The following is a 22348-nucleotide window of genomic DNA, read 5'->3' on the forward strand; positions in this document are numbered from 1 at the left end:
TGCGTCGCGGACCCGGTCGCGGATCGGCCGGGACTCGCGGACACCCTGACGGGGCGGATTCCGGTACGGTCCGGGCATGAGCGGCAGTGACACTGATGTGATCGTGGTGGGCGGCGGAGTCATAGGCCTGACGACGGCGGTGGTCCTCGCGGAGAGCGGCCACCGTGTCGGGCTGTGGACCCGCGATCCGGTGGCGCGGACCACCTCGGCGGTGGCGGGAGCGCTGGTCTGGCCCTATCGCATCGAGCCCGCGCGCCAGGTCGGCGCCTGGCTGGAGGAGTCGCTGCGCCACTACGTACAGCTGGCGCGGACCCCGGACAGGACCGGGGTGCGTATCGTCGCGGGGCTGATGGCGGACACCCCGCTGGCGGGACTGGGCAGTTGGGCCTCCCGGGTGCCCGAGCTGCGCGAGGCCCGTACGGACGAGCTGCCCGGCGGCTTCGGCCAGGGGCTGCGGGCCGCGGTCCCGCTGATCGACATGCCGGTGTATCTGCGCTACCTGAAGGAGCGGCTGCGCAGGGCGGGCGGCACCGTCGAGCGGCGGTCGGTCACGGACCTCGCCGAGCCGGCGGCCGAGACGTCCGCCGTGATCGACTGCACCGGACTCGGCGCCCGGGAGCTGGCGGGGGACGCGTCGTTGTATCCGGTGCGCGGTCAGGTGGTGATCGTGGAGAACCCGGGGATCGACGAGTGGTTCGTGGCGGCCGGCCCCGGCTCGTCCGCGATGACGTATCTGATGCCTCAGCCGTACGGCGTCCTGCTCGGCGGCACGGCGAGCGATCATTCCTGGGATCTGAGCCCCGACCCGGCCGAGGCCGAGGCGATCGTGGCGCGCTGCGCCCGGATCCGGCCCGAACTGGCCGGGGCGCGGGTGCTGGAGCACCGGGTGGGGCTGCGGCCCGCCCGTCCCCGGGTGCGGCTGGAGGCCGTGCGGCTGCCCGGGGGCGGGCGCGTGGTGCACAACTACGGGCACGGCGGCGCGGGTGTCACCGTGGCCTGGGGCTGCGCGGCGGCCGCCGCCGGACTGGCGGTGGCCGCCGCGTAGCGCGGGCGGTCAGCAGGCGGCGGGCGTCGCGGCCGTCAGGTGGTACTCCGCCCGCTCGTCGAGGAGCAGCGGCACCAGATTCCGCTGCGACTGGCGGAGCGGTACGAACGCGCCCTTGCCGAGCGGTACGGACACCACGCCGTGCAGGGCGAGTTCGTCCTTGACGTCCGCGTACTGGGCCGCGTCGAGACGGTAGCCGCACGGCGGGTCCTGGAGGATCTCCTCGGGGGCCGCGGGTTCGTTGTCGGCGCCGCCGAGATAGACCGGACCGCGGTCCTTCAGTCCGGCCAGCCGGGCGGTGGCCGTGGCGGTCACGATCCGTGCCCTTCGCTCGTCGGTGAAGGTGAACAGGCCCTTCAGCGAGTCGAGTTGGCTGGTCACGCGGCGCCGGTTGTTGAGCGCCTCGTCGGCCTTCTCGGCGTCGGTGAGGGGATCGACGCGGCTTTCGATCAGCAGGCCGATCGCGTGCTTGACGCCGGAGGCGTTGCGCAGGATGCGTTCCTGGCCGTCGCCGGCGGTCTGCCTGATGGGGTCGCCGGTCACCGGGTCGGTCCAGATGCCGTAGGTGCCGATGGAGTGGCCGGCCGCGCGCGCGGCGGGCCGTACGTACCGCTCCGAGAGTGCCTGCGCCTCGTCGTGCACCCGCGTGTCGGTGTTGAGGTTGCGCGGCCAGAGGTCGAACAGATCCTCGTCGTAGTACGGCGGGGTGGCGCCGTACTCGTGCAGGTCGTAGATGATGTCCGGCTTTCGGTCCCGGATGACGGCGGCCATCGCGCGTCCCTCGGCCGTCTTCAGCGCGATGTGGTCGCGGTTGATGTCGACGCCGTCGGAGTTGCCGCGGGTGTCGGCGGCCCGGCCGTCCGGGTTGGCGGTCGGGAGGACGAGCACGCTCGTCCGGGCCAGGAAGCGCTGGGTGGCGCGGTCCTTGGCGTAGGCGAGGTCGCGGACCGTGGTCAGACACGCCTCACGGCCCGACGGTTCGTCGCCGTGCTGGCTGCAGACCAGCAGCACGGTGGCGGGCGCGCGCCGGGCTCCCAGCTCGACGAGCTGGAGCGGCCGGCCCTGCTTGGTGGTGCCGATGGTCGTCAGAGCGGCGCGGTCGCTGCCGCGGTCGACGTCCGACAGGAACCGCTGCTCCTGCGCCTGGCTGGTCCAGTTCGCGCCGTCGCCGGTCTCGAATTCCGTACGCGGCGGGGTGTCGGCACCGTGACCGGAGGTGTCCTGACCGGAGGCGAACTGACCGGACGTGGCCTGGCCGGGGGTGGCCTGGGCGGGGAGCGCCGCGATCGGCAGTACGAGGGCCGCGGCGGTCACCGCCAGGACGAGGGTGCGCGGGCGGGGTGTCTTACGGGGCGTCATCAGGTGCGGTCTCCCGGGATCGGAGGTGTCCGGCGCGGCTCGGCCACGCCGTTCGGGCGGGACTCTCGGGGTGCGCTGTGCGGCGGGACGGTGCCGGTCGTGGCGCGGGTGAAGGCCTCGGCGCCGCCGACGAGCGGCAGCTTCGCGGACGTGCGGGCGAGATCGAGGGTGAGGGTCGGGGTGGTGGACGGCGGGTCGATCAGGCCCTGGTCCGTTCCGCCGATGATCAGGGCGAGCCGGTGGCCGGCGGGTACGACATGGTCGCTCGCGGCGAGTTGGAGGCTGAGGGTGTACGGCTTGCCGGGGGTGAGCGGGCGGCCGTGGCCGGCCGAGGCGTAGGTGCCGAGATCGGCCCAGCCGCGGCTGAAGACGGTGTGGTCGACGTCCGCCGTCCTGGCCTCGGTCTCCCGGTAGCAGGAGCTGTCGGCAGTGGTGCTCGGGCCCCAGCAGGTGCGTTCGGTGAGGGTGTTGATGCCCTCGCCCGTGTGCCCGTAGTCACGGATGGTGTCGGGACCGAGGTCGACGAGGACCGCGGAGAGATGGGCGCTCGTGGTGGACGGGGTGGCGGTGACGGTCACCGTGGAGGAGCCGGAGAGCCGTAGATCGCGGCTGAGCGGCCGGGTGACGAAGCCGGACTTGGCGGAGGTGGACCGGTCGATGTCCGCGGCCCAGTCGGACTCGCCGAGGCGCGGATCGTCCGTGAAGGTCTCGGTCGTACCGGGCCGGGCGGGGGTACGGCCGAGTGTGCCCACGCCGGGGACCTCGCCCGCGGCGGGGCGCACGGTGGTGGCGGCGGTGGCGCGCGGCGGCCACACCCTGTCGGTGGTCCAGCGGTCGGGGGCGCGCTCGATGTCGGCCATGGGCTCGCGGTCGACGCCGTTGTCGTAACCGAGCAGATAGTGGTCGAACCAGCGGTGCAGGGTGGCGACCCATTCGGTGCGGCGGAAGTCGAACGGGTCGACATGGCCGGTCTGGGAGAGCCAGATCTTGCGCTCCACGCCCGCTTCGGCGAGCGCGTCCCACCACTGGCCGAGGTGCTTGGTGCGGACGTTGAGGTCCTGCATGCCGTGGACGGCGAAGACGCTGGCCCTGACGTTGCCGGCGTTCCGTACGTAGTCGCGCTCGCTCCACAGCCGGGTCCAGTCGCCGGTGCGCGGCGCTTCGTCGATCAGCCGCTGCTGAACGGCCTGGCAGCGGTCGCGGGCCTCGGGGCTCTCCACGTAATCGGAGAGCCATTCGGGCCCCGAGTCGTAGAGGGGGGCGCCCTGGGCGAAGTAGTAGTCGTACCAGGAGCTGATCGCGGCGATCGGGACGATGGTCCTGAGCCCCTTGACGCCGGTGGCGGCGACGCCGTTGGCGATGGTGCCGTCGTAGCTCTTGCCGATCATGCCGGTGGCGCCGGTGGTCCAGGAGGCCCGTACGGGGTCGGTGCCGGTACGGCTGCCGTACGCGCGGGCGCGGCCGTTCAGCCAGTCGACGACGGCCTTGGCCGACAGGACGTCGGAGCGTCCGCCGACGTCGGCGCAGCCGTCGGAGCGGTTGGTGCCGGTCAGGTCGACGGCGACGAAGGCGTAGCCGCGCGGCACGAAGTAGTTGTCGTAGTGCAGCGGGAAGCCGGCGGGGTCGCCGTTCGCGTCGTAGGTCTTCTTCTGGCTCTCGTTGCCGCGTCCGCAGCAGGAGTAGTACGGGGAGGCGTCCATGATCACGGGGATCTTCCGGCCCGACCGCGCGGCCTCGCGGGGCCGTACGACATCGACGGCGACCCGGTCGGTGCCGCCGTTCGCGTCGCCGTCGATCCCGGTGTCCACCCAGACGGATTCCCGGATGGCGTTCTCGTAGGAGTAGACGGGCTCGCTCCGGCGCGGGGGTGGCCCGTCCGTCGCCGTCGTCCGTGCGCTCTGTGCCTCCTGAACCGCTCCTGCCTCCTGAACCGCTCCTGCTTCCTGAACCGCTCGTGCTCCCTGCGCCGATGGTGCGCCCTGCGCTCCCGTCGGGGTGAGCAACACCCCCAGCAGCGCCGCGGAGGCTGCCGCGACCAGCGTTCTGCATGACCAGCGGGCGCCCCGCGCACGGATCTCCATGGGGCGGAAGGTACCCCCGTCAACTCGCGCGCAAAAGAGGGCAGTCGTGGGAAACGAGAGGTGGGCGGGGCCCGTACGGGATGTCCGCCGCATGGCAATCGTGTGACATAACGGGCCATGAACATGACCATCCGGCGATGTACTCAATAAGGTCAGGAGATCTTTGATCCCCAGGATTTGGAGCACCCGTGCACCGCAGATTCATCGTTCCGGGCGTCCTCGCGGCTTCGCTTCTGCTGGCGATCCCGGCATCCGCCGCGGACTTCTCCCCGGGCGCACCGGGTATCGGCGACCCCTATTACCCGGCCAGTGGCAACGGCGGATACGACGTGTCGCACTACGACCTCAGGCTCACCTACCAGCCCGCCACCGATCTGCTCCAGGGCACGGCGACCCTCCTCGCCACGGCCCGGCAGGACCTCTCCCGTTTCCATCTCGACTTCGGGCTGACGGTCGAGGAGGTCAGGGTGAACGGGCGGAAGGCGGCGTTCGCCGCCACCGGCGGCCAGGAGCTGGAGATCACCCCGGTCGCCCCGCTGACGAAGGGTCAGCCGGCCTCGGTGGTGGTGCGGTACGCCGGAAAGCCGTCCGAGCTGAAGATCGACGGTTATACGGCCTGGCAGCGCACCCCGGACGGCGGGGTCGCGGCCCAGGAGCCGGAGTCGGCGGTGTGGTGGTACCCGTCCAATGACCATCCGCTCGACAAGGCGACCTACGACATCTCGGTCTCGGTTCCCGACGGCACCCAGGCGATCAGCAACGGCGTCCTCCAGTCGCGGAGTTCGAAGCTCGGCTGGACCCGCTACAACTGGCGTTCCAACAAGCCGCAGGCCACGTATCTCACAACGCTGGCGGTCGGCAGGTTCGACATCACCACCGACAGGACCGCGGACGGGCTGCCGATCCTCAACGCGTACAGCGAGGACCTCGGGGACAACGCGGGGGCGGCGCGGGCGAGCGTCGAGCGGACCGGCGAGGTGGCGGAGTGGCTGACCGGTGTCTTCGGTCCCTACCCGTTCAACGCGCTCGGCGGTTACGTGCCCAATGTGACCAGCGGCTTCGCGCTGGAGACGCAGACGCGGCCCTTCTACAGCCCGAAGCAGTTCGCGAACGGCGCGAACGTCTCGGTGGTCGTCCATGAGCTGGCGCACCAGTGGTACGGCGACAGCGTCTCGGTGCGCGGCTGGAAGGACATCTGGATCAACGAGGGCTTCGCCCGCTACAGCCAGTGGCTGTGGTCGGAGAAGGAGGGCGAGGGCACCGCGCAGGAACTGGCCGACTATCTGTACGCGCGGTACCCGGCCGACGACGCGTTCTGGACGGTGAAGCCGGGCGACCCGGGCCCGGACAACCAGTTCCACGGCGCGGTCTACGACCGTGGCGCGCTGGCTCTCCAGGCGCTGCGGAACAGGATCGGGGACGAGGACTTCTTCGCGGTCCTGAAGGGCTGGCCGGCCGAGCACGCCTATGGGAACGCCTCGGTGAACGACTTCGTGGCCTACGCGGAGCGGATCTCGGACACACCGCTCGCCGGACTCTTCGACACCTGGCTCTTCCAGCCGTCGAAGCCCGCCGACGGGGCCGCCGCCGAAGCTGGGCTCGTACGGTCCGACGCGGCGCGGGACCGGCCCGCGTCCTGGCAGCGGATCGCCGCCACGAACTCGATCCACGAGCGCTGACGGCTGCCTTCCGGCCTCGCCGCCTACCTGCCCGCCGCCGACCTGCCCCACCGCCGTGCCGTGCCGCCCTTCCCTGGTGGCACGGCACGCTGCTTTGCCTGCTGGGGCGGCATGGAAGCGCTCTCAGGAATTCTCCCGGAGCGGCTAGGCTGGAGGTTGTCCTGTCCGTTGTACGTCGAGGAGCGCCCGTTTTGACCGAGCCGTTGCCTGGGGCCCGCCCCACTCTGGAAGCCGTCGCGGCGCTCGCCGGTGTCTCCCGGGCCACGGCCTCCCGGGTCGTCAACGGCGGGGCGGGGGTGCGACAGCCGCTCGTCGAGAAGGTGCGGCGGGCGGTCGAGGAGCTGGGCTACGTACCGAACCACGCGGCCCGCACGCTGGTCACCCGGCGTACCGGCGCCGTCGCCGTGATCATCGCCGAGCCGGAGATCCGGATCTTCTCCGACCCGTTCTTCTCCCAGCAGATCCGCGGTATCAGCAAGGAACTGACCGTGCACGACTACCAGTTGGTGCTGCTGCTGCTCGAAGGCCCCGGTGACTACGACCGGATCGCCCGCTATCTGGCGGGCGGCCATGTCGACGGCGCGCTCGCGTTCTCGCTGCACACCGACGATCCGATCCCGGAGATCACCCGGCGGGCCGGAATGCCGACGGTCTACGGCGGCCGGCCGGGCTGGACGAAGGCACCGGACCACCGGGCCGTGCCGTATGTGGACGCCGACAACCGCGGCGGGGCCCGGGAGGCCGTCCGGTATCTGCGGGACCTCGGGCGGCGGCGGATCGCGCATATCGCGGGGCCGCGCGATCAGACCTCGGCCACCGACCGGCTCGACGGCTACCGCGATGTGCTGCTGGACGAGGATCCCTCGCTGATCGCCGAGGGTGCGTTCACCGAGGAGAGCGGGGCGCGGGCGATGACCACGCTCCTGGAGCGGTGTCCCGATCTGGACGCGGTGTTCGCCGCCAACGATCTGATGGCCTCGGGCGCGCTGCGGGTGCTGAAGGAGCGCGGGATCGCGGTGCCGGACGCGGTGGCGCTGGTGGGGTTCGACGACATGGACTCGGTCGCCGGGGTCACCGACCCGCCGCTGACCACCGTCCAGCAGGACATCGAGGGGCAGGGCCGGCTGATGGCGCGGCTGCTGCTGCGCGGGCTCGACCGCGAGCGCGAGGGCGAGGAGGCCCCGGCGTCGGTGATCACCCCGACCACGCTGGTACGGCGGGCCTCGGCCTAGGCCGGGCCCGCCGTCCCGCGTCCGCCCGCGAGATCTCGGGCGGTCCGGCGACTACTTCGTCGCTGTCGAGCGGGCCGGTACGTCGAGCGTCGTACCGTCCGAGAAGGTGACGGTCCGCGCCGCCGACTCGAAGTTGTGCGCCGCGTAGGTGCGTACGCCGCCCTTGCTGAAGACGGCCGAGGTCGGGACGGACCCGGTCACCGTCGCGTCGGGGGCGCCGAGCGCGTCGAGCGTGCCGATCCAGTGGTAGGTGTGTGCCCTGGACTCACCTGCCTCGGGGGTGTATCCCGCGTTGCCCGCGTCCCACTTGGCCTTGGCGCCCGCCGGATCGGCGAGGGCCTCGAACTCCCAGAGGATGTCGCGCCATTCGACGGCCGGGCCGCCGTTCTCCCGTTCCAGCTCGGCGAGATTGCGCTGGATCGCGGCCTTCTCCCGGCCCAGATGCAGTGAACCGCCGGTCACGGGGAGGACGTTGATGCCGTGGATCTCCTCGGGGTTGGCGGTCCACCAGGTGGAGTACGCGGCGCCGCTGCCCCACACCATGCCGGCCGTGTCATGGCCGAAGGAGGACGGGAAGACCTCCTCGTCGGCGTCGAACCAGTACTGGGCGATCGCCTCGGACTCGGTGGCCAGCAAGTAGCTTCCCAGATCGCGCAGTTCGGCGTTGCCGGTCGCGGAGCCCCACAGCACGAGCGCGGCGCTGAGGTTGGTGGACTCCGACGACGACTCCTGGTTGTTGCCCGCGGCGAACCCCTGGTGCCCGGAGGCCCAGCTGTGGCCCGCGTACACGTCGAAGCCGCGCAGGAAGGGGAAGGCGGTGTCGGTGCGGCTGGGGTTGGCGGCGTCACGGACCAGCGTCTTCACCATGCCGCCCCAGGCGGAGTCGGCGGCCCAGCCCTGGTCGTACTGGGCGACGATCGCCGCCGCGTACACGTAGTAGCTGTAGTGGAAGTGGTGGTCGTTGAGTTCCGTGTCGCTGCCGTAGGACGCCGGGTAGCCGATCAGCGTCTTCCAGTCCTTGTCGTACGAGAACTCACTCGCGCCGCCCGCCGTGAACCACTCCTCCAGCCGGCTCTTGAGCAGTCCGAGGAGCTTGTCGCGGGTCGCGCTCTCACCGATCTGGTCGGCCATGGGCACGAGTTGGGCGAGTTTGCCCAGTGCCTTCCCGGTCCAGTACGTGTCGGTCGCGCCCGAGAACGGATCGCCCGCGCCCGCCACCTCGTCCAGATAGCCCTTGAGCCGCGCCTGGTCGACACCGCTCGACTTCGGCAGGGCGGGCAGCACCCCGGAGGACGCCTGGGAGGTGGTGAAGGAGGCGGACTCGCGGACCTTCATCGTGCCGCGCGGTGAGACATAGGTGTACGGGGTCAGCGCGTCGGTGGTGTTCAGCCACTGGTGCCGGTAGAGGGCCTGGAGGGTGCCGGTCTCGGTGCCCTCCTGCGGCTCGGTGGTGAGGCTGTAGGTCGCCTTGACCGTGCCGCCCTCGGTGCTCCAGCTCACCTTCGAGCCGGTGACGAAGCTGTACGCGTACTTCTTGTACGTGGCGAGCGCGTCGGTGGACGGCAGGACCGCGAGCGAGAAGTAGTCGGCGCCGCCGAGCCCGGCCGTCACGGTGGATCCGGAGACGGCCCAGTCGCTGCCGGACGGGGCGAACAGGGCGTAGTGGTGGCCCGCGACGGTGATGCCGAGGACATTGCCGTCGTCGGCGAAGACGGCGGGCGCGGCGGCGGTGGTGATCCGCGCGTCACCGCCCGAGCCCTTGGCATAGACGAAGGGCAGACCGTGGCCGATGGTCGTCCGCAGGGTGCGGGCGCCGTCGGACCAGTACGGTGTCACGGTCCAGTCCGACCAGGCGTCCGCCTTGGTGTCGGGCGAGTTGAGCCCGGTCAGGCCGAGGGTGAGATCGGCCTTGTGGGCGTATTCGTACTGGCGGCCGTCGCCGACGATCGCCGGGGTGGTCGGATAGCCGACCTCCAGACCGCCCGCCGTCGCCTGATAGGTGAGGGGGTGGCCGTACATGGGGGTGGAGTACGGGTTGTCGCCGTACCGCTGGAAGGCCAGCGAGGACCACCAGTCGTTGGTGGGCAGCGGCCGGTCGCGCGCGGCCTCGGTCACCTTCGGGGTGACGGGAGTGCCGGTGTTGGTGGTGGGGCCGGATGTGCCGGCGGGCCTGCTGTCCGAGTAACTGCCGGAGCCGACAGGCACGTTGGCGGCCATCGCCGGGGACGCGGCGGGGCCCAGGCCGACGGCGGCCAGGGCGGTGGCCAGAATCAGCGCCGAGGCGGGTCTGGCACGGGAGACGGACATGGACGGCACCTCGAAGACATGGGGGGCAAGGGCGTCCGAGAGCGCTCTCAGATGGCACGAAACGTAAAACTCCTGAAACAGAAGTGTCAATACGTCTGGCACGGAAGGCAGTTCACGGCGAGCCTTGAACTGACCGGCAGCCGTTATGTGTTCGAGTCTTGACGAAGGGTGGCGGGCCGGGGCACGCTCCAGCCATCTCTTGAGAGCGCTCTCAACTGCCTCTCGCGGGTACTCCGTTGTATTCCGAAGCCAAGGGAGGCTTCCCATGCCCAACGCCCGAGCCGCCAGGAGGGCCGCAGTCCGTCTCGGTGCGGTCGTGCTCTCCGGGGCACTCCTCGCCGCGTGCGGATCCGGTTCCTCGGGGGGAACCTCCGACAGCGCGGGTGGCAAGGTCACGCTGACGGTCGACCTCTTCGGATCGTTCGGCTACAAGGAGGCGGGACTCTACGCGGAGTACCAGAAACTCCACCCGGACATCACGATCAAGCAGAGCGACACCGAGGACGAGGCCGACTACTGGAAGTCGCTCCAGACCCGGCTGGCCGGCGGGGGCGGGCTCGGCGATGTCCAGGGCGTCGAGGTGGGGCGGATCGCCTCGGTCACCCAGCAGCAGTCCGACAAATTCGAAGACTTGAAGCAGTACGGCGCGGACAAGCTGAAGGACCAGTTCGCCGAAGCCAAGTGGTCCGCCGCCACGACGGAGGACGGCCGGATCCTGGGGCTCGGCACGGACGTCGGGCCCGAGGCGATGTGCTACCGCACGGATCTGTTCAAGCAGGCGGGGCTGCCGACGGACCGTGACGAGCTGAGCCGGAAGTGGTCCACCTGGGACGGCTATCTCGCACTCGGCGAGGAGTACAAGAAGAAGTCGCCCGCGAAGGGCGCCTGGATCGACAGCATCGGCAGCCTCTTCTCGATCATGATCGGCCAGGAGGAGGAGCGGTACTACGACGCCTCCGGAAAGCTGATCTACGAGAACAACCCGGCCGTGAAGACCGCCTGGGACACCTCGGTGGAGGCCGCGGAGTCCGGGCTGAGCGCCAAGCTCGACCAGTGGTCGCCGCAGTGGAACCAGGCGTTCGCGGCCGGCTCGTTCGCCACCATTCCGTGCCCCGCCTGGATGCTCAGCTACATCAAGGGCCAGGCGGGGGAGACCGGTTCGGGCAAGTGGGACATCGCCAAGCTGCCCGGCGGCGCGGGCAACTGGGGCGGCTCGTATCTCTCCGTCCCGCGCGCCGCCAAGCACAAGAAGGAGGCGTACGAGCTGATCGAGTGGCTGACCGCACCCGAACAGCAGGCCAAGCTCTTCCAGAAGCAGGGGCTCTTCCCGTCCGCCACGGGCGCCATCGACAAGGTCTCGGGCGCCAAGGACCCGTACTTCTCGGACGCGCCGATCGGGCAGATCTTCGGTGACGCGGCCAAGTCCTCCCCCGTGCAGGTCCTCGGGGTCCATGACGCCAATGTCAACCAGCAGATCACCAACGCGCTGAGCGAGGTGGAGCGCAAGGGCACCTCGTCCGACAAGGCGTGGTCCACCGCGAAGAAGGGCGTCGACAACGTCATCGGCTGACGTCGACAACGTCGGCTGACATCGGCATCGTCGTCGGCTGACGTCGGCATCGTCGTCGGCTGATCACCGCGTCAGCCGAAACGGTCGCCGGGGGCAGGCACCGGGCGGATTCCACATCTCGTCCCCGCACGGCGCCCGCCCCCGGTCCCGTCCCTTCCCCCGGCGTGTCACGACGTCCCGCCCGGCTCGCGACCGCCCCCGCGGGCGGACGGCCCCACGTGCGCCACACGCCCCAGCCCACGCTTCCGAAGGCCGTTCCATGACCCTCACCGCCACCGCGAAGGCCGCGTCACCGCCGCCGTCCGGACCACCCGCCGCGCGGGCGTCCGCCACGCGCCGCGCCTGGCGCTCCTTCTCGCCGTACGCCTATATCGCCCCGTTCTTCACGCTGTTCGCGGCCTTCGGGCTGTTCCCGCTGATCTACACCGCGTTCGTCTCGCTCTACCGGGTGGAGCTCCAGACACCCGGCGACATGGAGTGGCGCGGATTCGGCAACTACACCGCGCTCTTCACCGACGAGTTCTTCTGGACCTCGCTGCGCAACACCTTCACCATCGGGGTGCTGTCGACCGTCCCGCAGCTGGCGATGGCCCTCGGCCTGGCCCATCTGCTCAACTACAAGCTGCGCGGCCGGACGTTCATCCGTACGGCGATCCTGCTGCCGTACGCCACCTCGGTCGCCGCCGCGACGCTGGTCTTCGCCCAGCTCTTCGGCCGCGACTTCGGTCTGATCAACTACGTACTGGGCCTGGTCGGTTTCGACCCGGTGGACTGGCAGACCGGTACGGTCGCCTCGCAGATCGCCGTCTCGTCGATCGTCATCTGGCGCTGGACCGGCTACAACGCGCTGATCTATCTGGCCGGAATGCAGTCCATCCCCAGCGAGCTGTACGAGGCCGCCGAGGTCGACGGGGCCTCGCGCTGGCGGCAGTTCATCCATGTCACGCTGCCGGGGCTGCGCCCCACGATCGTCTTCACCGCCGTCGTCTCGACGATCGGCGCGACCCAGCTGTTCGGTGAGCCGCTGCTCTTCGAGGGGTCCATCTCGGGCGGTATCTCGCACCAGTACCAGACCCTCGGCCTCTATATGTACGAACAGGGCTGGGGCTTCTTCCATCTGGGCCGGGCCGCCGCGATCGCCTGGGTGATGTTCGTCCTGATCCTGCTGCTGGTCGGCGTCAACGCCCTGATCGCCCGCCGCCGTTCCCGTAAGGAGGCCGGCCGATGACCGCGCTCGCCGCACCGCCCACCCCGCCGCCGGGGACCGAGGACCGGCCACGGCGCTCCGTACGACGCGGCGGCCGGGCCGGGCGCACGATGCACGGGGGCAGGCTCTCGTACGCGATCCTGGCCGTCGCGCTGCTCATCTCGGTGTTCCCGTTCTACTGGACGATCGTCGCCGCCAGCCGCTCCAACGCCGAGCTGGCGAAGGTACCGCCGAGTCTGCTGCCGGGGCCGAACCTCATCCGCAACTTCGAGGCGGTGCTGGCGGAGGCCGATATCGGCAAGGCCCTCCTCAACTCCTTCATCGTGTCCGGCTCGATCACCGTGGGCACGGTGCTGTGCTGCACCCTCGCGGGGTTCGCGTTCGCCAAGCTGCGCTTCCGCGGCCGGGGCGCGCTGCTCGCCGTGACCGTCGGGACGATGATGATCCCGCCGCAGCTCGGCGTGATCCCGCTGTTCATGCTGATCGCCGAACTCCAGTGGGTGAACCAGCTCCAGGCCGTCATCCTGCCCGGACTCGTCTCCGCCTTCGGGGTGTTCTTCATGCGGCAGTATCTGGTGCAGTCGCTGCCCGACGAGCTGATCGAGGCCGCCCGGGTGGACGGCGCCTCCACGGCGCGGATCTTCTGGTCGATCGTGGTGCCCGTCGCCCGGCCCGGGATGGCCGTGCTCGGGATGCTGACCTTCATGGCCGCCTGGAACGACTTCTTCTGGCCGATCATCGCGCTCTCCTCACAGAATCCGACCGTGCAGGTGGCGCTGCGCCAGCTCGGCGGCGGCTACGTCCACGACCAGTCCGTGATCATGGCGGGCACTCTGCTCGGCACGCTGCCCGTGCTCCTGGTCTTCGGTCTGCTGGGCCGGCAGATCGTCGGCGGCATCATGCAGGGCGCCGTCAAGGGGTGATGCCCCGCCCCGTCGCGCGTCCCCCCGTCGCGCGTCCCCCCACTGCCGGGCACCCCACCGCCCGGCGCGCACCCGTCACCTGTCGCGCGCACCCGCCGCCGCGCCCTACGAGTCCCCCGCCGCCTCCCCCCACTGTTCTGTCTCATCTCACGGGAGTTCCTTCCATATGACCGCTGTCGACGCACGTCCCGAGACCACCGCGGAGCTGCGCTTTCCCCGCGGCTTCCGCTGGGGGACGGCCACCGCCGCGTACCAGATCGAGGGGGCCGCCACCGAGGACGGCCGTACCCCGTCCATCTGGGACACCTTCAGCCGCGCTCCCGGCCGGGTCCGCAACGGCGACACCGGCGACATCGCCGCCGACCACTATCACCGGATGGACGAGGACGTCGCGCTGCTGAAGGAGCTGGGGGTCACGGACTACCGGTTCTCGGTGGCCTGGCCGCGCGTCCAGCCGACCGGCCGCGGCCCGGCCGTACAGCGCGGTCTGGACTTCTACCGGCGGCTGGTCGACGCGCTGCTGGCGGCGGGGATCCGGCCGGTCGCGACGCTCTACCACTGGGATCTGCCCCAGGAGCTGGAGGACGCGGGCGGCTGGCCGCAGCGCGACACGGCGCCCCGGTTCGCGGAGTACGCGAAGATCGTCGCCGAGGCGCTCGGCGACCGGGTGGCCACCTGGACCACCCTCAACGAGCCGTGGTGCGCGGCGTTCCTGGGGTACGCCTCCGGTGTCCACGCCCCGGGCCGTACGGATCCGGTCGCCGCGCTGCGCGCCGCCCACCACTTCAATCTCGCCCACGGTCTGGCCACCCGCGCGCTGCGCGACGCGCTGCCGAGGAAGTCCGAGATCTCGCTGACCCTCAATCTGCACGCCGCCCGGCCGCTGACGGACTCGGCGGCCGACCTGGACGCGGTGCGCAGGATCGATGCCGTCGGGAACCGGATCTTCCTCGATCCGGTGTTCCACGGGCGGCTGCCCGCGGACCTGGTCGAGGACACGGCCTCGCTGACGGACTGGTCGTTCGTCCGGGACGGCGATCTGGCGACCGCCTCCGCGCCCATCGACTCGCTGGGGATCAACTACTACTCCCCCACGGTCGTCGCGGCCGGCTCCTGCGACACCCCGTCACCGTGGCCCGGCGCGGAGAAGCATGTGCGGTTCGTCCCCGCGCCGGGACCGCGTACCGCGATGGACTGGCCGGTCGACGCGGACGGACTGTACGAACTGCTGACGCGGCTGCGGGACGAACTGCCGGCCACCCCGCTGATGGTCACCGAGAACGGCGCGGCGTACGACGACTACGCGGATCCGTCCGGCGCGGTGCACGACCCCGAGCGGGTGGCCTATCTGCGTGCCCATCTCCACGCCGTCCACCGCGCGATCACGGACGGCGCGAAGGTGCGCGGCTATTTCCTCTGGTCGCTGCTGGACAACTTCGAGTGGGCGTACGGCTACAGCAAGCGGTTCGGCATCGTCCATGTGGACTTCGCGACGCAGCGCCGCACGGTGAAGGACAGCGCGCGCTGGTACGCGGGGGTCATCGGCCGGGGCGGTCTGGACTGAGCCGCGGCCGTACGGTCCGGCCCTGACCGATGTCCGCCGGGCGCCACCTCGGACTCCGAGGTGGCGCCCGAGGTGCTGTCCGAGGTGGCCGCCGCTCTCACCGTGCCGCCGCTCTCACCGTGCTGGTGGAATCTCCGTGCTGGTGGTTTCACCGCGCTGGTGGCACAGCAATACTGTTGCACCGAGTCGGCCTGTCGATCTGTCGGCCCGGAGCAGCGGAAGGCGGGGCGCGGACATGGCCACTGGGAGCGAGGAGCCGACGCTCACCGTCGACGAGCTGGCGGCCCGCGCGGGGGTCACCGTACGCACCGTCCGCTTCTACAGCACCCGCGGGCTGCTGCCGCCGCCGGTGATCGGGCCGCGCCGGGTCGGGCACTACGGCCGGGACCATCTGTCCCGGCTGGCCCTGATCGAGGAGCTTCAGCAGCTGGGCATGACGCTCGCCGCGATCGAACGCTATCTGGAGCGGCTGCCGCCCGATCTGAGCGCGCAGGACCTGGCCATCCACCGGGCGCTGGTGGCCTCCTGGGCGCCGGACTCCGCCGAGGACGCGACCCGGGCCGAGCTGGAGCGCCGGGCCGGACGCGCGCTGTCCGAGGAGGACATCGACCGGCTCGCCGCGATGGGCGCCCTGGCGCGCGCCGACGGGCCGGACGGCTACCGGCTGGATCCCGGGCTGCTGCGGCTCGGCGTCGAGCTGCTGGACGTACCGATCCCGCAGGAGACGATCCTCGCGGCCCGTACGGTCCTGCTGGAGCACACGCGCGAGGCGGCGTACGAGCTGACGCGGCTGTTCCGGGACGAGGTGTGGACTCCGTACCGGGACCAGGGGTCCGACCCCGGGCATGTCGCGGCGATGAAGTCGCTCTCGGCCCATATGCAGCCGCTGGTGATGCAGGCGCTGGTGACGGCCTTCCAGCGGTCGCTGAAGGAGGAGCTGCGGGCCGCGTTCGAGGCGGAGTGACCACCCTCCCGTGCCTCGAACGCGGCCTGCGCCCCCGGGCGTTCTCACCGCTCGGGCCCGGCCGCCGCTCGGGCCCGGCCGCCGCTCAGGCGCGGTCGCCGAACGTCTCGCCCCGCTCCGCCTTCCCGACCAGCAGCGCGGGCGGCTCGAACCGGGTGCCGTACCGCTCCGCCAGCTCTCGGGCGCGCGCCACGAAGCCGGGCAGGCCGCCCTCGTACCCGTTGATGTACTGGAGCACCCCGCCCGTCCAGGCCGGGAAGCCGATGCCCATGACCGAGCCGATATTGGCGTCCGCGACCGAGGTCAGGACGTTCTCCTCCAGACAGCGCACGGAGTCCAGCGCCTCGGAGAACAGCATCCGTTCCGTCATGTCGACGAACGGGACCTCCGTACCTGCCTCGCCCTCCGGTGTGCCGAAGTGCTCGCGCAGGCCGGGCCAGAGGCGGGTCCGCCTGCCGTCCTCGCCGTACTCGTAGAAGCCCGCGCCCCCGCTGCGTCCCGGCCGGCCGAACTCGTCCACCATCCGGTCGATGACCGCGTCCGCCGGGTGCGCGGTCCAGGTGCCTCCGGCCTCCTCGACCGCGCGCCTCGCCTCGTTCCGGATCTTCCTGGGCAGGGTGAGCGTCAACTCGTCCATCAGCGAGAGGACCTTGGCGGGGTAGCCCGCCTGCGCGGCGGCCTGTTCGACCGAGGCGGGCTCGACGCCCTCGCCGACCAGCGCCACCCCCTCGTTGATGAACTGCCCGATCACCCGTGAGGTGAAGAAGCCGCGCGAGTCGTTGACCACGATCGGGGTCTTCCTGATCGCGCGTACCAGATCGAACGCGCGCGCCAGTGCCTCGTCCCCGGTCCGTTCCCCCTTGATGATCTCCACGAGCGGCATCTTGTCGACCGGCGAGAAGAAGTGCAGCCCGATGAAGTCGGCGGGCCGGGAGACGCCCTCGGCGAGCACCGTGATGGGCAGGGTGGACGTGTTGGAGCAGAGCAGCGCGTCGGGCTCGACGATGTCCTGGATCTCCTGGAACACCTTGTGCTTGAGCGCGGTGTCCTCGAAGACCGCCTCGATCACCACGTCGCATCCGGCGAGGCCGGCGGGGTCGGCGGTCGGGGTGATCCGGGCGAGCAGCGCGTCCCGCTCGGCCTCGGTCGTACGGCCCCGGGCGAGCGCCTTGGCGAGCAGTTTCCCGGAGTACGCCTTCCCCTTGGCCGCCGCCTCCTCCGAGACGTCCTTCAGCACGACGTCGAATCCGGCGCGCGCGCAGGAGTACGCGATGCCCGCGCCCATCATCCCGGCGCCGAGGACCGCGACCTTGCGGATCTCTCGCGGTGCGAGGCCCTGGGGGCGGCCCGCGCCCGAGTTGACGGCCTGGAGGTCGAAGAAGAACGCCTGGATCATGTTCTTGGCGGTCTGGCCGGTGACCAGTTCGGTGAAGTAGCGGGCCTCGATGGTCTGCGCGGTCTCGAAGTCGACCTGGGAACCCTCGACGGCCGCCGCGAGGATATTGCGGGGCGCCGGGTACGGGGCGCCCGCCGTCTGCTTCTTCAGGTTGGCGGGGAACGCGGGCAGGCTGGCGGCGAAGCGGGGGCTGGAGGGCGTGCCCCCGGGGATCTTGTAGCCCTTGACGTCCCACGGCTGGGACGACTCGGGGTGGGCGTCGATGAAGGCGCGGGCGCGCGCGAGCATGTCGTCCGCGTCGGCGGCGATCTCGTGGACCAGCCCGTTCTCCAGGGCGCGCGCCGGGGAGTACTGGGTGCCCTGGAGCAGCACCTTGAGCAGCGCGTCCGCGACGCCCATCAGCCGTACGGTACGGGTGACCCCGCCGCCCGCGGGCAGCAGCCCGAGCGTCACCTCGGGCAGCCCGATCTTGGAGCCGGGTGTGTCCAGGGCGATCCGGTGGTGGCAGGCGAGGGCGATCTCGTAACCCCCGCCCAGGGCCGCGCCGTTGAGGGCGGCGACGACGGGCTTGCCGAGGGTCTCGATGCGGCGCAGGGCACGCTTGATGGCCATGCTGCTCTCGAAGACCCCCTCGGCGTCGGCCGGGCCGAGCTTGATCATGTCCTTGAGGTCGCCGCCCGCGAAGAAGGTCTTCTTCGCGGAGGTGACGATGATGCCGCGGATGCTGTCCTTCTCGGCCTCCACACGGTCGGCGATCGCCGCGATGGACTGCCGGAACGCCTGGTTCATGGTGTTGGCGGACTGGACGGGGTCGTCGAGGACGAGGGTGACGACACCGGTCCCGTCCTGCTCCCAGCGAATCGCCGGGGAGGCCGGGGTGGTGGACTCGCTCATGCTGCTGCTCCGTATCGGGGAATCCGGGCGGGGGGTCCAGGAGGGCGGGGTCGGTCCAGAGGGGCGAGGTTCCGGGAGGGGCCAGGTTCCAGGAGGGGCGAGCTTCCGGGAGGGCGGGGATCCGGACCGTCTGACGGGGTTCCAGGAGGGCGGGGGGCGCGGGCCGTCAGAGACGTTCCACGATGGTGGCGACGCCCATGCCGCCGCCGACGCAGAGCGTGACGAGGCCGAACCGCTTGTCCTGGCGCTCCAGTTCGTCGACGAGCGTGCCGAGGATCATCGCGCCGGTGGCCCCCAGCGGATGGCCGAGCGCGATGGCGCCGCCGTTGACATTGACCTTGTCGAGCGAGAGGCCCATCTCCCCGGCGAAGCGCAGCACGACCGCCGCGAAGGCTTCGTTGATCTCGACGAGGTCGATGTCGTCGATGGTCAGTCCGGCCTTGGCGAGTGCCTTGCGGCTGGCCGGGGCGGGGCCGGTGAGCATGATCGTCGGCTCGGAGCCGGAGACGGCCGCGGAGACGATCCGGGCGCGGGGCGTGAGCCCGTAGCGCTCGCCGGTCTCCCGGGAGCCGATGGCGACCAGGGCCGCACCGTCCACGATGCCGGACGAGTTGCCCGCGTGGTGGACATGGTCGATCTGCTCGACCCAGTGGTACTTCTGGAGGACGACGGCGTCGAAGCCGCCCCGGTCGCCGATCCCCGCGAAGGAGGGCTTCAGCGCGGCGAGCGAGTCGGCGGTGGTGCCGGGGCGCATGTGCTCGTCGTGGTCGAGGACGGTGAGCCCGTTGCGGTCGAGGACCGGCACGACCGAGCGGTCGAAGCGGCCCTCCTTCCACGCGGTGGCCGCCCGTTCCTGGGACAGCGCGGCGAACTCGTCCACATCGCGCCTGCTGAAACCGCCGAGGGTGGCGATCAGGTCGGCACCGATGCCCTGCGGGGCGAAGCCCGTCGCGAAGCTGGTCATCGGGTCCATGGCCCAGGCGCCGCCGTCCGAGCCCATCGGCACGCGCGACATCGACTCGACGCCGCCCGCGAGGATCAGATCCTCCCAGCCGGAGCGGATCTTGGCGGCGGCCAGGTTGACGGCCTCCAGACCGGAGGCGCAGAAGCGGTTCTCCTGTACGCCGGCGACGGAGTCGGGCAGTCCCGCGGCGATGGCCGCGATCCGGGCGATGTCCGAGCCCTGGTCGCCGAGCGGGCTCACCACACCGAGCACGATGTCGTCGACCGCCGCCGGATCGAGCCCGGGGAGGCGGCGGCGCAGCTCATGGATCAGTCCGACGACGAGATCGATCGGCTTGGTGCCGTGCAGGGCGCCATTGGCCTTGCCGCGGCCGCGCGGGGTGCGGATCGCGTCGTAGACGAACGCTTCGGTACTCACGGCGACTGCCTTTCAGGATGAGGAGGAGGGACGAGGGAACGGAAGAATGCGAAGGTGCTGGAGTGGCGTTTCACGTGTGGGCGGTTCACCTCAGCTGTCCTCCTTGTCCCCCGCGGCGCGTTCGGGCAGACCCCAGTCGCGCGCCACCTCCGCGGTGTCGGCGCCGGGCCGTGCGGGCGGGCGGCGCACCGACCCGGGGGTGACGGAGAACCGCGGCGCGGGGGCGGGCTGGGTGAGTCCCGCGTGGTCGGTGAAGGTGCCGCGAGCCGCCAGATGGGGGTGGGCCGGGGCCTCGCGCAGGGAGAGCACCGGCGCGACACAGGCGTCCGAGCCCTCGAAGACCGCCGTCCACTCCTGGCGCGTCTTCGTTCTGAACCGGGCCGCGACCGCCTCGCGCAGTGCGTCCCAGCGCGCGAAGTCCTTGCGCGGCGGCAGCTCTTCGGCGATGCCGAGCAGCTCCACGAACTCGTTGTAGAACCGCTGTTCCAGGGCGCCGACCGCCATGTACTCGCCGTCGGCGGTCTCGTACGAACCGTAGAACGGACTGCCGCCGTCGAGCAGATTGGCGCCCCGCCGGTCCTGCCAGCCGCCCGCGCCCATCATGGCGTGGATCATGGTGGTGAGATGGGCGGTGCCGTCCACGATCGCCGCGTCCACCACCTGTCCGGCGCCGTCGGGCGTACGGGCGTGCTGGAGCGCCGCCAGGACCCCGATGACCAGATAGAGCGCGCCGCCCGCGTAGTCGCCGAGCAGATTCGCCGGGAGCGCGGGGGGCTCCCCCGCCGTGCCGATCATGGAGAGGGCGCCGGTGACGGCGATATAGCCGATGTCGTGCCCGGCGCGCTCGGCGAGCGGGCCGTCCTGGCCCCAGCCGGTCATCCGCCCGTACACCAGCCGCGGATTGCGGTCCAGGCACTCCCGCGGGCCGACGCCGAGGCGCTCGGCGACACCCGGCCGGTATCCCTCGATGAGGACGTCGGCGCGCTCGGCCAGATCGAGGACGCGGGCCACGCCGTCCTCGGTCTTGAGGTCGATCAGTACGGACCGCTTGTTGCGGTTGGTCAGGTCGTGGGCCGGATCGATGCCGAGGCCCGCGCCGCCGGGACGGTCGACCCGTACGACATCGGCGCCGAGGTCGGCGAGGGTCATCGCGGCGAACGGTCCGGGCCCGATCCCGGCCAGCTCGACCACGCGTACGCCGGTCAGCGGACCTTTTCCTGCGGCTGTCATCTGACTCCCGGCCCTATGTGACACAACTGATGTAACAGCAGTGATGCTAAGAACGTGTTCCACTCCGCACAACCCTGCGGGCAGAGCAAGCGCTTAGTTCACTGTCGAGCCTATGCCGACCCGGAGCGGTTCGCGATGAGCGTTCCCGCCCACACCCGTGAGATCTCACGCCGGAGGGCACATCATCGCCGGGAGGGGCGCCGGGATCACCCGGAGGGGCACGGGATCGCGGGGAGGGGCACTAATCTCGGCCACCGGCAATGGAGCGGGGCGAACGGCGGAGGAGCCAATGGCCAGGAGAAACGGGACGGAGCGCCCGTACGACATCGTGCTGTTCGGAGCGACGGGCTTCGTCGGGACGCTGACCGCGGAGTATCTCGCGGCCCACGCGCCCGAGAACTGCCGCTGGGCCATCGCCGGCCGTGATCTCACCCGGCTGGAGCGGCTGCGGGAACGGCTCACCGCGCTCAATCCGGGGTGCGCCGTGCTCCCCGTACTGCGGGCCGACTCGGCGGACCCCGACTCGCTGCGGTCCCTCGCCGAGTCCGCCCGGGTCGTCGCCTCGACCGTCGGGCCGTATCTCTGGTACGGCGAGGGGCTCGTCGCGGCGTGCGCGGAGGCGGGGACGGACTACGCCGATCTGTGCGGCGAGGCCGAGTTCCTGGATCGGATGTATCTGCATCACGACGTCCGTGCCCGGGAGACGGGGGCGCGGCTCGTGCACGCCTGCGGCTTCGACGCGGTCCCGAGCGACCTGGGCGCGTACCTCACCGTCCAGCGGCTGCCGGAGGACGTACCGCTGCGCGTGGACGCGTTCGTACGCTCCAACGCCCTCTTCTCCGGCGGGACACTCGCCTCCGCGATGACCGCCATGAGCCGCGGCCGACAGCTGCTGCACGCCGCGCGGGAACGGCGGCTGTACGAGCCGAGGCAGGTCGACCGTCGCGTGCGCGGATCGCTCGGCGCACCGCACTTCAGCCGGGAGACCGGGTACTGGGCGCTGCCGCTGCCGACGCTCGACGCACAGGTGGTGGCGCGCTCGGCGGCGGCGCTGCCACGCTACGGCCCCGATTTCCGCTACCGGTACTTCGCCGGGGTGAAGACACTGCCGGTGGCGCTGGGCGGCAGCGCGGCGGCGGGAGTGGGCGTCGCCCTGGCCCAACTGCCCCCGGTCCGCGACTGGTTGACGCGCCGCTTCGCGTCGGGCACCGGCCCTGACCTCGAACGCAGACGGGCGAGCGACTTCTCGCTGCGCCTGGTGGGCACGGGCGGCGGGCACCGGGTCTTCACCGAGGTCTCGGGCGGCGACCCCGGTTATGACGAGTCGGCGAAGATGCTGGCCGAGTCGGCGCTCTCGCTCGCGCTGGACGAACTGCCCGCCACCGCCGGCCAGGTGACCACGGCGGTGGCGATGGGCGACGCGCTGCTGGGGCGGCTGCGGGCGGCGGGGCTGGGGTTCAGGATCGTGGACGCGCGCACGCTGGACGAGTAGGTCCGGCCTGCCGGGTACCGGCGG

15 protein-coding genes are annotated in these 22348 nt (G+C 71.2%); 9 read left to right on the forward strand and 6 right to left on the reverse strand.

The window, feature by feature from the left end:
- Positions 1–76 precede the first annotated feature (76 nt).
- Positions 77–1045, forward strand: a complete 969-nt coding sequence (locus ACIOGX_RS04615) for an FAD-dependent oxidoreductase (RefSeq protein ID WP_356510845.1) — start codon at positions 77–79, stop codon at positions 1043–1045.
- A gap of 9 nt (positions 1046–1054) precedes the next feature.
- On the opposite strand, the gene ACIOGX_RS04620 is transcribed toward ACIOGX_RS04615, so the two are convergent.
- Together ACIOGX_RS04620 and ACIOGX_RS04625 are read right to left on the reverse strand one after the other, a co-directional pair.
- On the reverse strand, positions 1055–2404 hold the full coding sequence (locus ACIOGX_RS04620) for a M14 family metallocarboxypeptidase (RefSeq protein ID WP_401910249.1): 1350 nt from the start codon (positions 2402–2404) through the stop codon (positions 1055–1057).
- The gene (locus ACIOGX_RS04625) at positions 2404–4485 is read right to left on the reverse strand and encodes a Xaa-Pro dipeptidyl-peptidase (protein ID WP_401910252.1); all 2082 of its coding nucleotides are present in this window, start codon (positions 4483–4485) and stop codon (positions 2404–2406) included. The genes ACIOGX_RS04620 and ACIOGX_RS04625 overlap by 1 nt, the downstream gene beginning before the upstream one ends.
- Positions 4486–4673: 188 nt before the next feature.
- Here ACIOGX_RS04625 and ACIOGX_RS04630 point away from each other — a divergent pair, with 188 nt between their 5' ends.
- Positions 4674–6164, forward strand: a complete 1491-nt coding sequence (locus tag ACIOGX_RS04630; protein WP_356510851.1) for a M1 family metallopeptidase — start codon at positions 4674–4676, stop codon at positions 6162–6164.
- A gap of 191 nt (positions 6165–6355) precedes the next feature.
- Positions 6356–7396 (forward strand): LacI family DNA-binding transcriptional regulator, encoded by a 1041-nt coding sequence (locus ACIOGX_RS04635; RefSeq protein ID WP_401910256.1) that lies wholly within the window; start codon positions 6356–6358, stop codon positions 7394–7396.
- Between the two features lie 51 nt (positions 7397–7447).
- Here the strand turns inward: ACIOGX_RS04635 and ACIOGX_RS04640 are convergent, their stop codons facing one another.
- Positions 7448–9703 (reverse strand): glycosyl hydrolase, encoded by a 2256-nt coding sequence (locus tag ACIOGX_RS04640; RefSeq protein WP_383965057.1) that lies wholly within the window; start codon positions 9701–9703, stop codon positions 7448–7450.
- Positions 9704–9968: 265 nt separating this feature from the next.
- Between ACIOGX_RS04640 and ACIOGX_RS04645 the strand changes: the two genes are divergently transcribed.
- The 5 genes from ACIOGX_RS04645 (at position 9969) to ACIOGX_RS04665 (ending at position 15931) form a co-directional block, all read left to right on the forward strand.
- Complete coding sequence (locus tag ACIOGX_RS04645) at positions 9969–11273, forward strand: extracellular solute-binding protein (protein ID WP_356510857.1); 1305 nt, start codon at positions 9969–9971, stop codon at positions 11271–11273.
- 259 nt (positions 11274–11532) lie between these two features.
- Complete coding sequence (locus ACIOGX_RS04650; RefSeq protein WP_401910260.1) at positions 11533–12501, forward strand: carbohydrate ABC transporter permease; 969 nt, start codon at positions 11533–11535, stop codon at positions 12499–12501.
- Positions 12498–13403 (forward strand): carbohydrate ABC transporter permease, encoded by a 906-nt coding sequence (locus ACIOGX_RS04655; RefSeq protein WP_356510861.1) that lies wholly within the window; start codon positions 12498–12500, stop codon positions 13401–13403. Before ACIOGX_RS04650 ends, ACIOGX_RS04655 begins: the two co-directional genes overlap by 4 nt.
- 166 nt (positions 13404–13569) lie before the next feature.
- On the forward strand, positions 13570–14967 hold the full coding sequence (locus tag ACIOGX_RS04660; protein WP_401910263.1) for a GH1 family beta-glucosidase: 1398 nt from the start codon (positions 13570–13572) through the stop codon (positions 14965–14967).
- A 235-nt stretch (positions 14968–15202) separates the two neighbouring features.
- A complete protein-coding gene (locus tag ACIOGX_RS04665; protein WP_356510864.1) occupies positions 15203–15931 on the forward strand; it encodes a MerR family transcriptional regulator in 729 nt (242 codons plus the stop codon).
- An 85-nt stretch (positions 15932–16016) separates the two neighbouring features.
- Here ACIOGX_RS04665 and ACIOGX_RS04670 read toward each other — a convergent pair whose 3' ends face one another.
- From ACIOGX_RS04670 to ACIOGX_RS04680, 3 genes are all read right to left on the reverse strand, one after another.
- Positions 16017–18221: a 3-hydroxyacyl-CoA dehydrogenase NAD-binding domain-containing protein gene (locus tag ACIOGX_RS04670; protein WP_401910266.1), complete on the reverse strand. Its 2205-nt coding sequence runs from the start codon at positions 18219–18221 to the stop codon at positions 16017–16019.
- A gap of 166 nt (positions 18222–18387) precedes the next feature.
- A complete protein-coding gene (locus ACIOGX_RS04675; RefSeq protein ID WP_401910269.1) occupies positions 18388–19602 on the reverse strand; it encodes an acetyl-CoA C-acetyltransferase in 1215 nt (404 codons plus the stop codon).
- Positions 19603–19692: 90 nt separating this feature from the next.
- Entirely contained in the window at positions 19693–20832 is a 1140-nt protein-coding gene (locus tag ACIOGX_RS04680) for a CaiB/BaiF CoA transferase family protein (RefSeq protein ID WP_383965073.1), read from the reverse strand.
- Positions 20833–21121: 289 nt separating this feature from the next.
- On the opposite strand from ACIOGX_RS04680, the gene ACIOGX_RS04685 reads away from it, so the two are divergent.
- Entirely contained in the window at positions 21122–22324 is a 1203-nt protein-coding gene (locus ACIOGX_RS04685; protein WP_356510872.1) for a saccharopine dehydrogenase NADP-binding domain-containing protein, read from the forward strand.
- The last annotated feature ends 24 nt before the right edge of the window (positions 22325–22348 follow it).

It is taken from the genome of Streptomyces sp. NPDC088147, from assembly GCF_044741565.1.
Lineage (GTDB): Bacteria > Actinomycetota > Actinomycetes > Streptomycetales > Streptomycetaceae > Streptomyces.

Bases quoted from the DNA above. Each gene is read 5' to 3' on its own strand.
- ACIOGX_RS04615 (WP_356510845.1), top strand. From the start codon at position 77: ATGAGCGGCAGTGACACTGATGTGATCGTGGTGGGCGGCGGAGTCATA.
- ACIOGX_RS04620 (WP_401910249.1), bottom strand. From the start codon at position 2,404: ATGACGCCCCGTAAGACACCCCGCCCGCGCACCCTCGTCCTGGCGGTG.
- ACIOGX_RS04625 (WP_401910252.1), bottom strand. From the start codon at position 4,485: ATGGAGATCCGTGCGCGGGGCGCCCGCTGGTCATGCAGAACGCTGGTC.
- ACIOGX_RS04640 (WP_383965057.1), bottom strand. From the start codon at position 9,703: ATGTCCGTCTCCCGTGCCAGACCCGCCTCGGCGCTGATTCTGGCCACC.
- ACIOGX_RS04645 (WP_356510857.1), top strand. From the start codon at position 9,969: ATGCCCAACGCCCGAGCCGCCAGGAGGGCCGCAGTCCGTCTCGGTGCG.
- ACIOGX_RS04650 (WP_401910260.1), top strand. From the start codon at position 11,533: ATGACCCTCACCGCCACCGCGAAGGCCGCGTCACCGCCGCCGTCCGGA.
- ACIOGX_RS04655 (WP_356510861.1), top strand. From the start codon at position 12,498: ATGACCGCGCTCGCCGCACCGCCCACCCCGCCGCCGGGGACCGAGGAC.
- ACIOGX_RS04660 (WP_401910263.1), top strand. From the start codon at position 13,570: ATGACCGCTGTCGACGCACGTCCCGAGACCACCGCGGAGCTGCGCTTT.
- ACIOGX_RS04665 (WP_356510864.1), top strand. From the start codon at position 15,203: ATGGCCACTGGGAGCGAGGAGCCGACGCTCACCGTCGACGAGCTGGCG.
- ACIOGX_RS04670 (WP_401910266.1), bottom strand. From the start codon at position 18,221: ATGAGCGAGTCCACCACCCCGGCCTCCCCGGCGATTCGCTGGGAGCAG.
- ACIOGX_RS04680 (WP_383965073.1), bottom strand. From the start codon at position 20,832: ATGACAGCCGCAGGAAAAGGTCCGCTGACCGGCGTACGCGTGGTCGAG.
- ACIOGX_RS04685 (WP_356510872.1), top strand. From the start codon at position 21,122: ATGGCCAGGAGAAACGGGACGGAGCGCCCGTACGACATCGTGCTGTTC.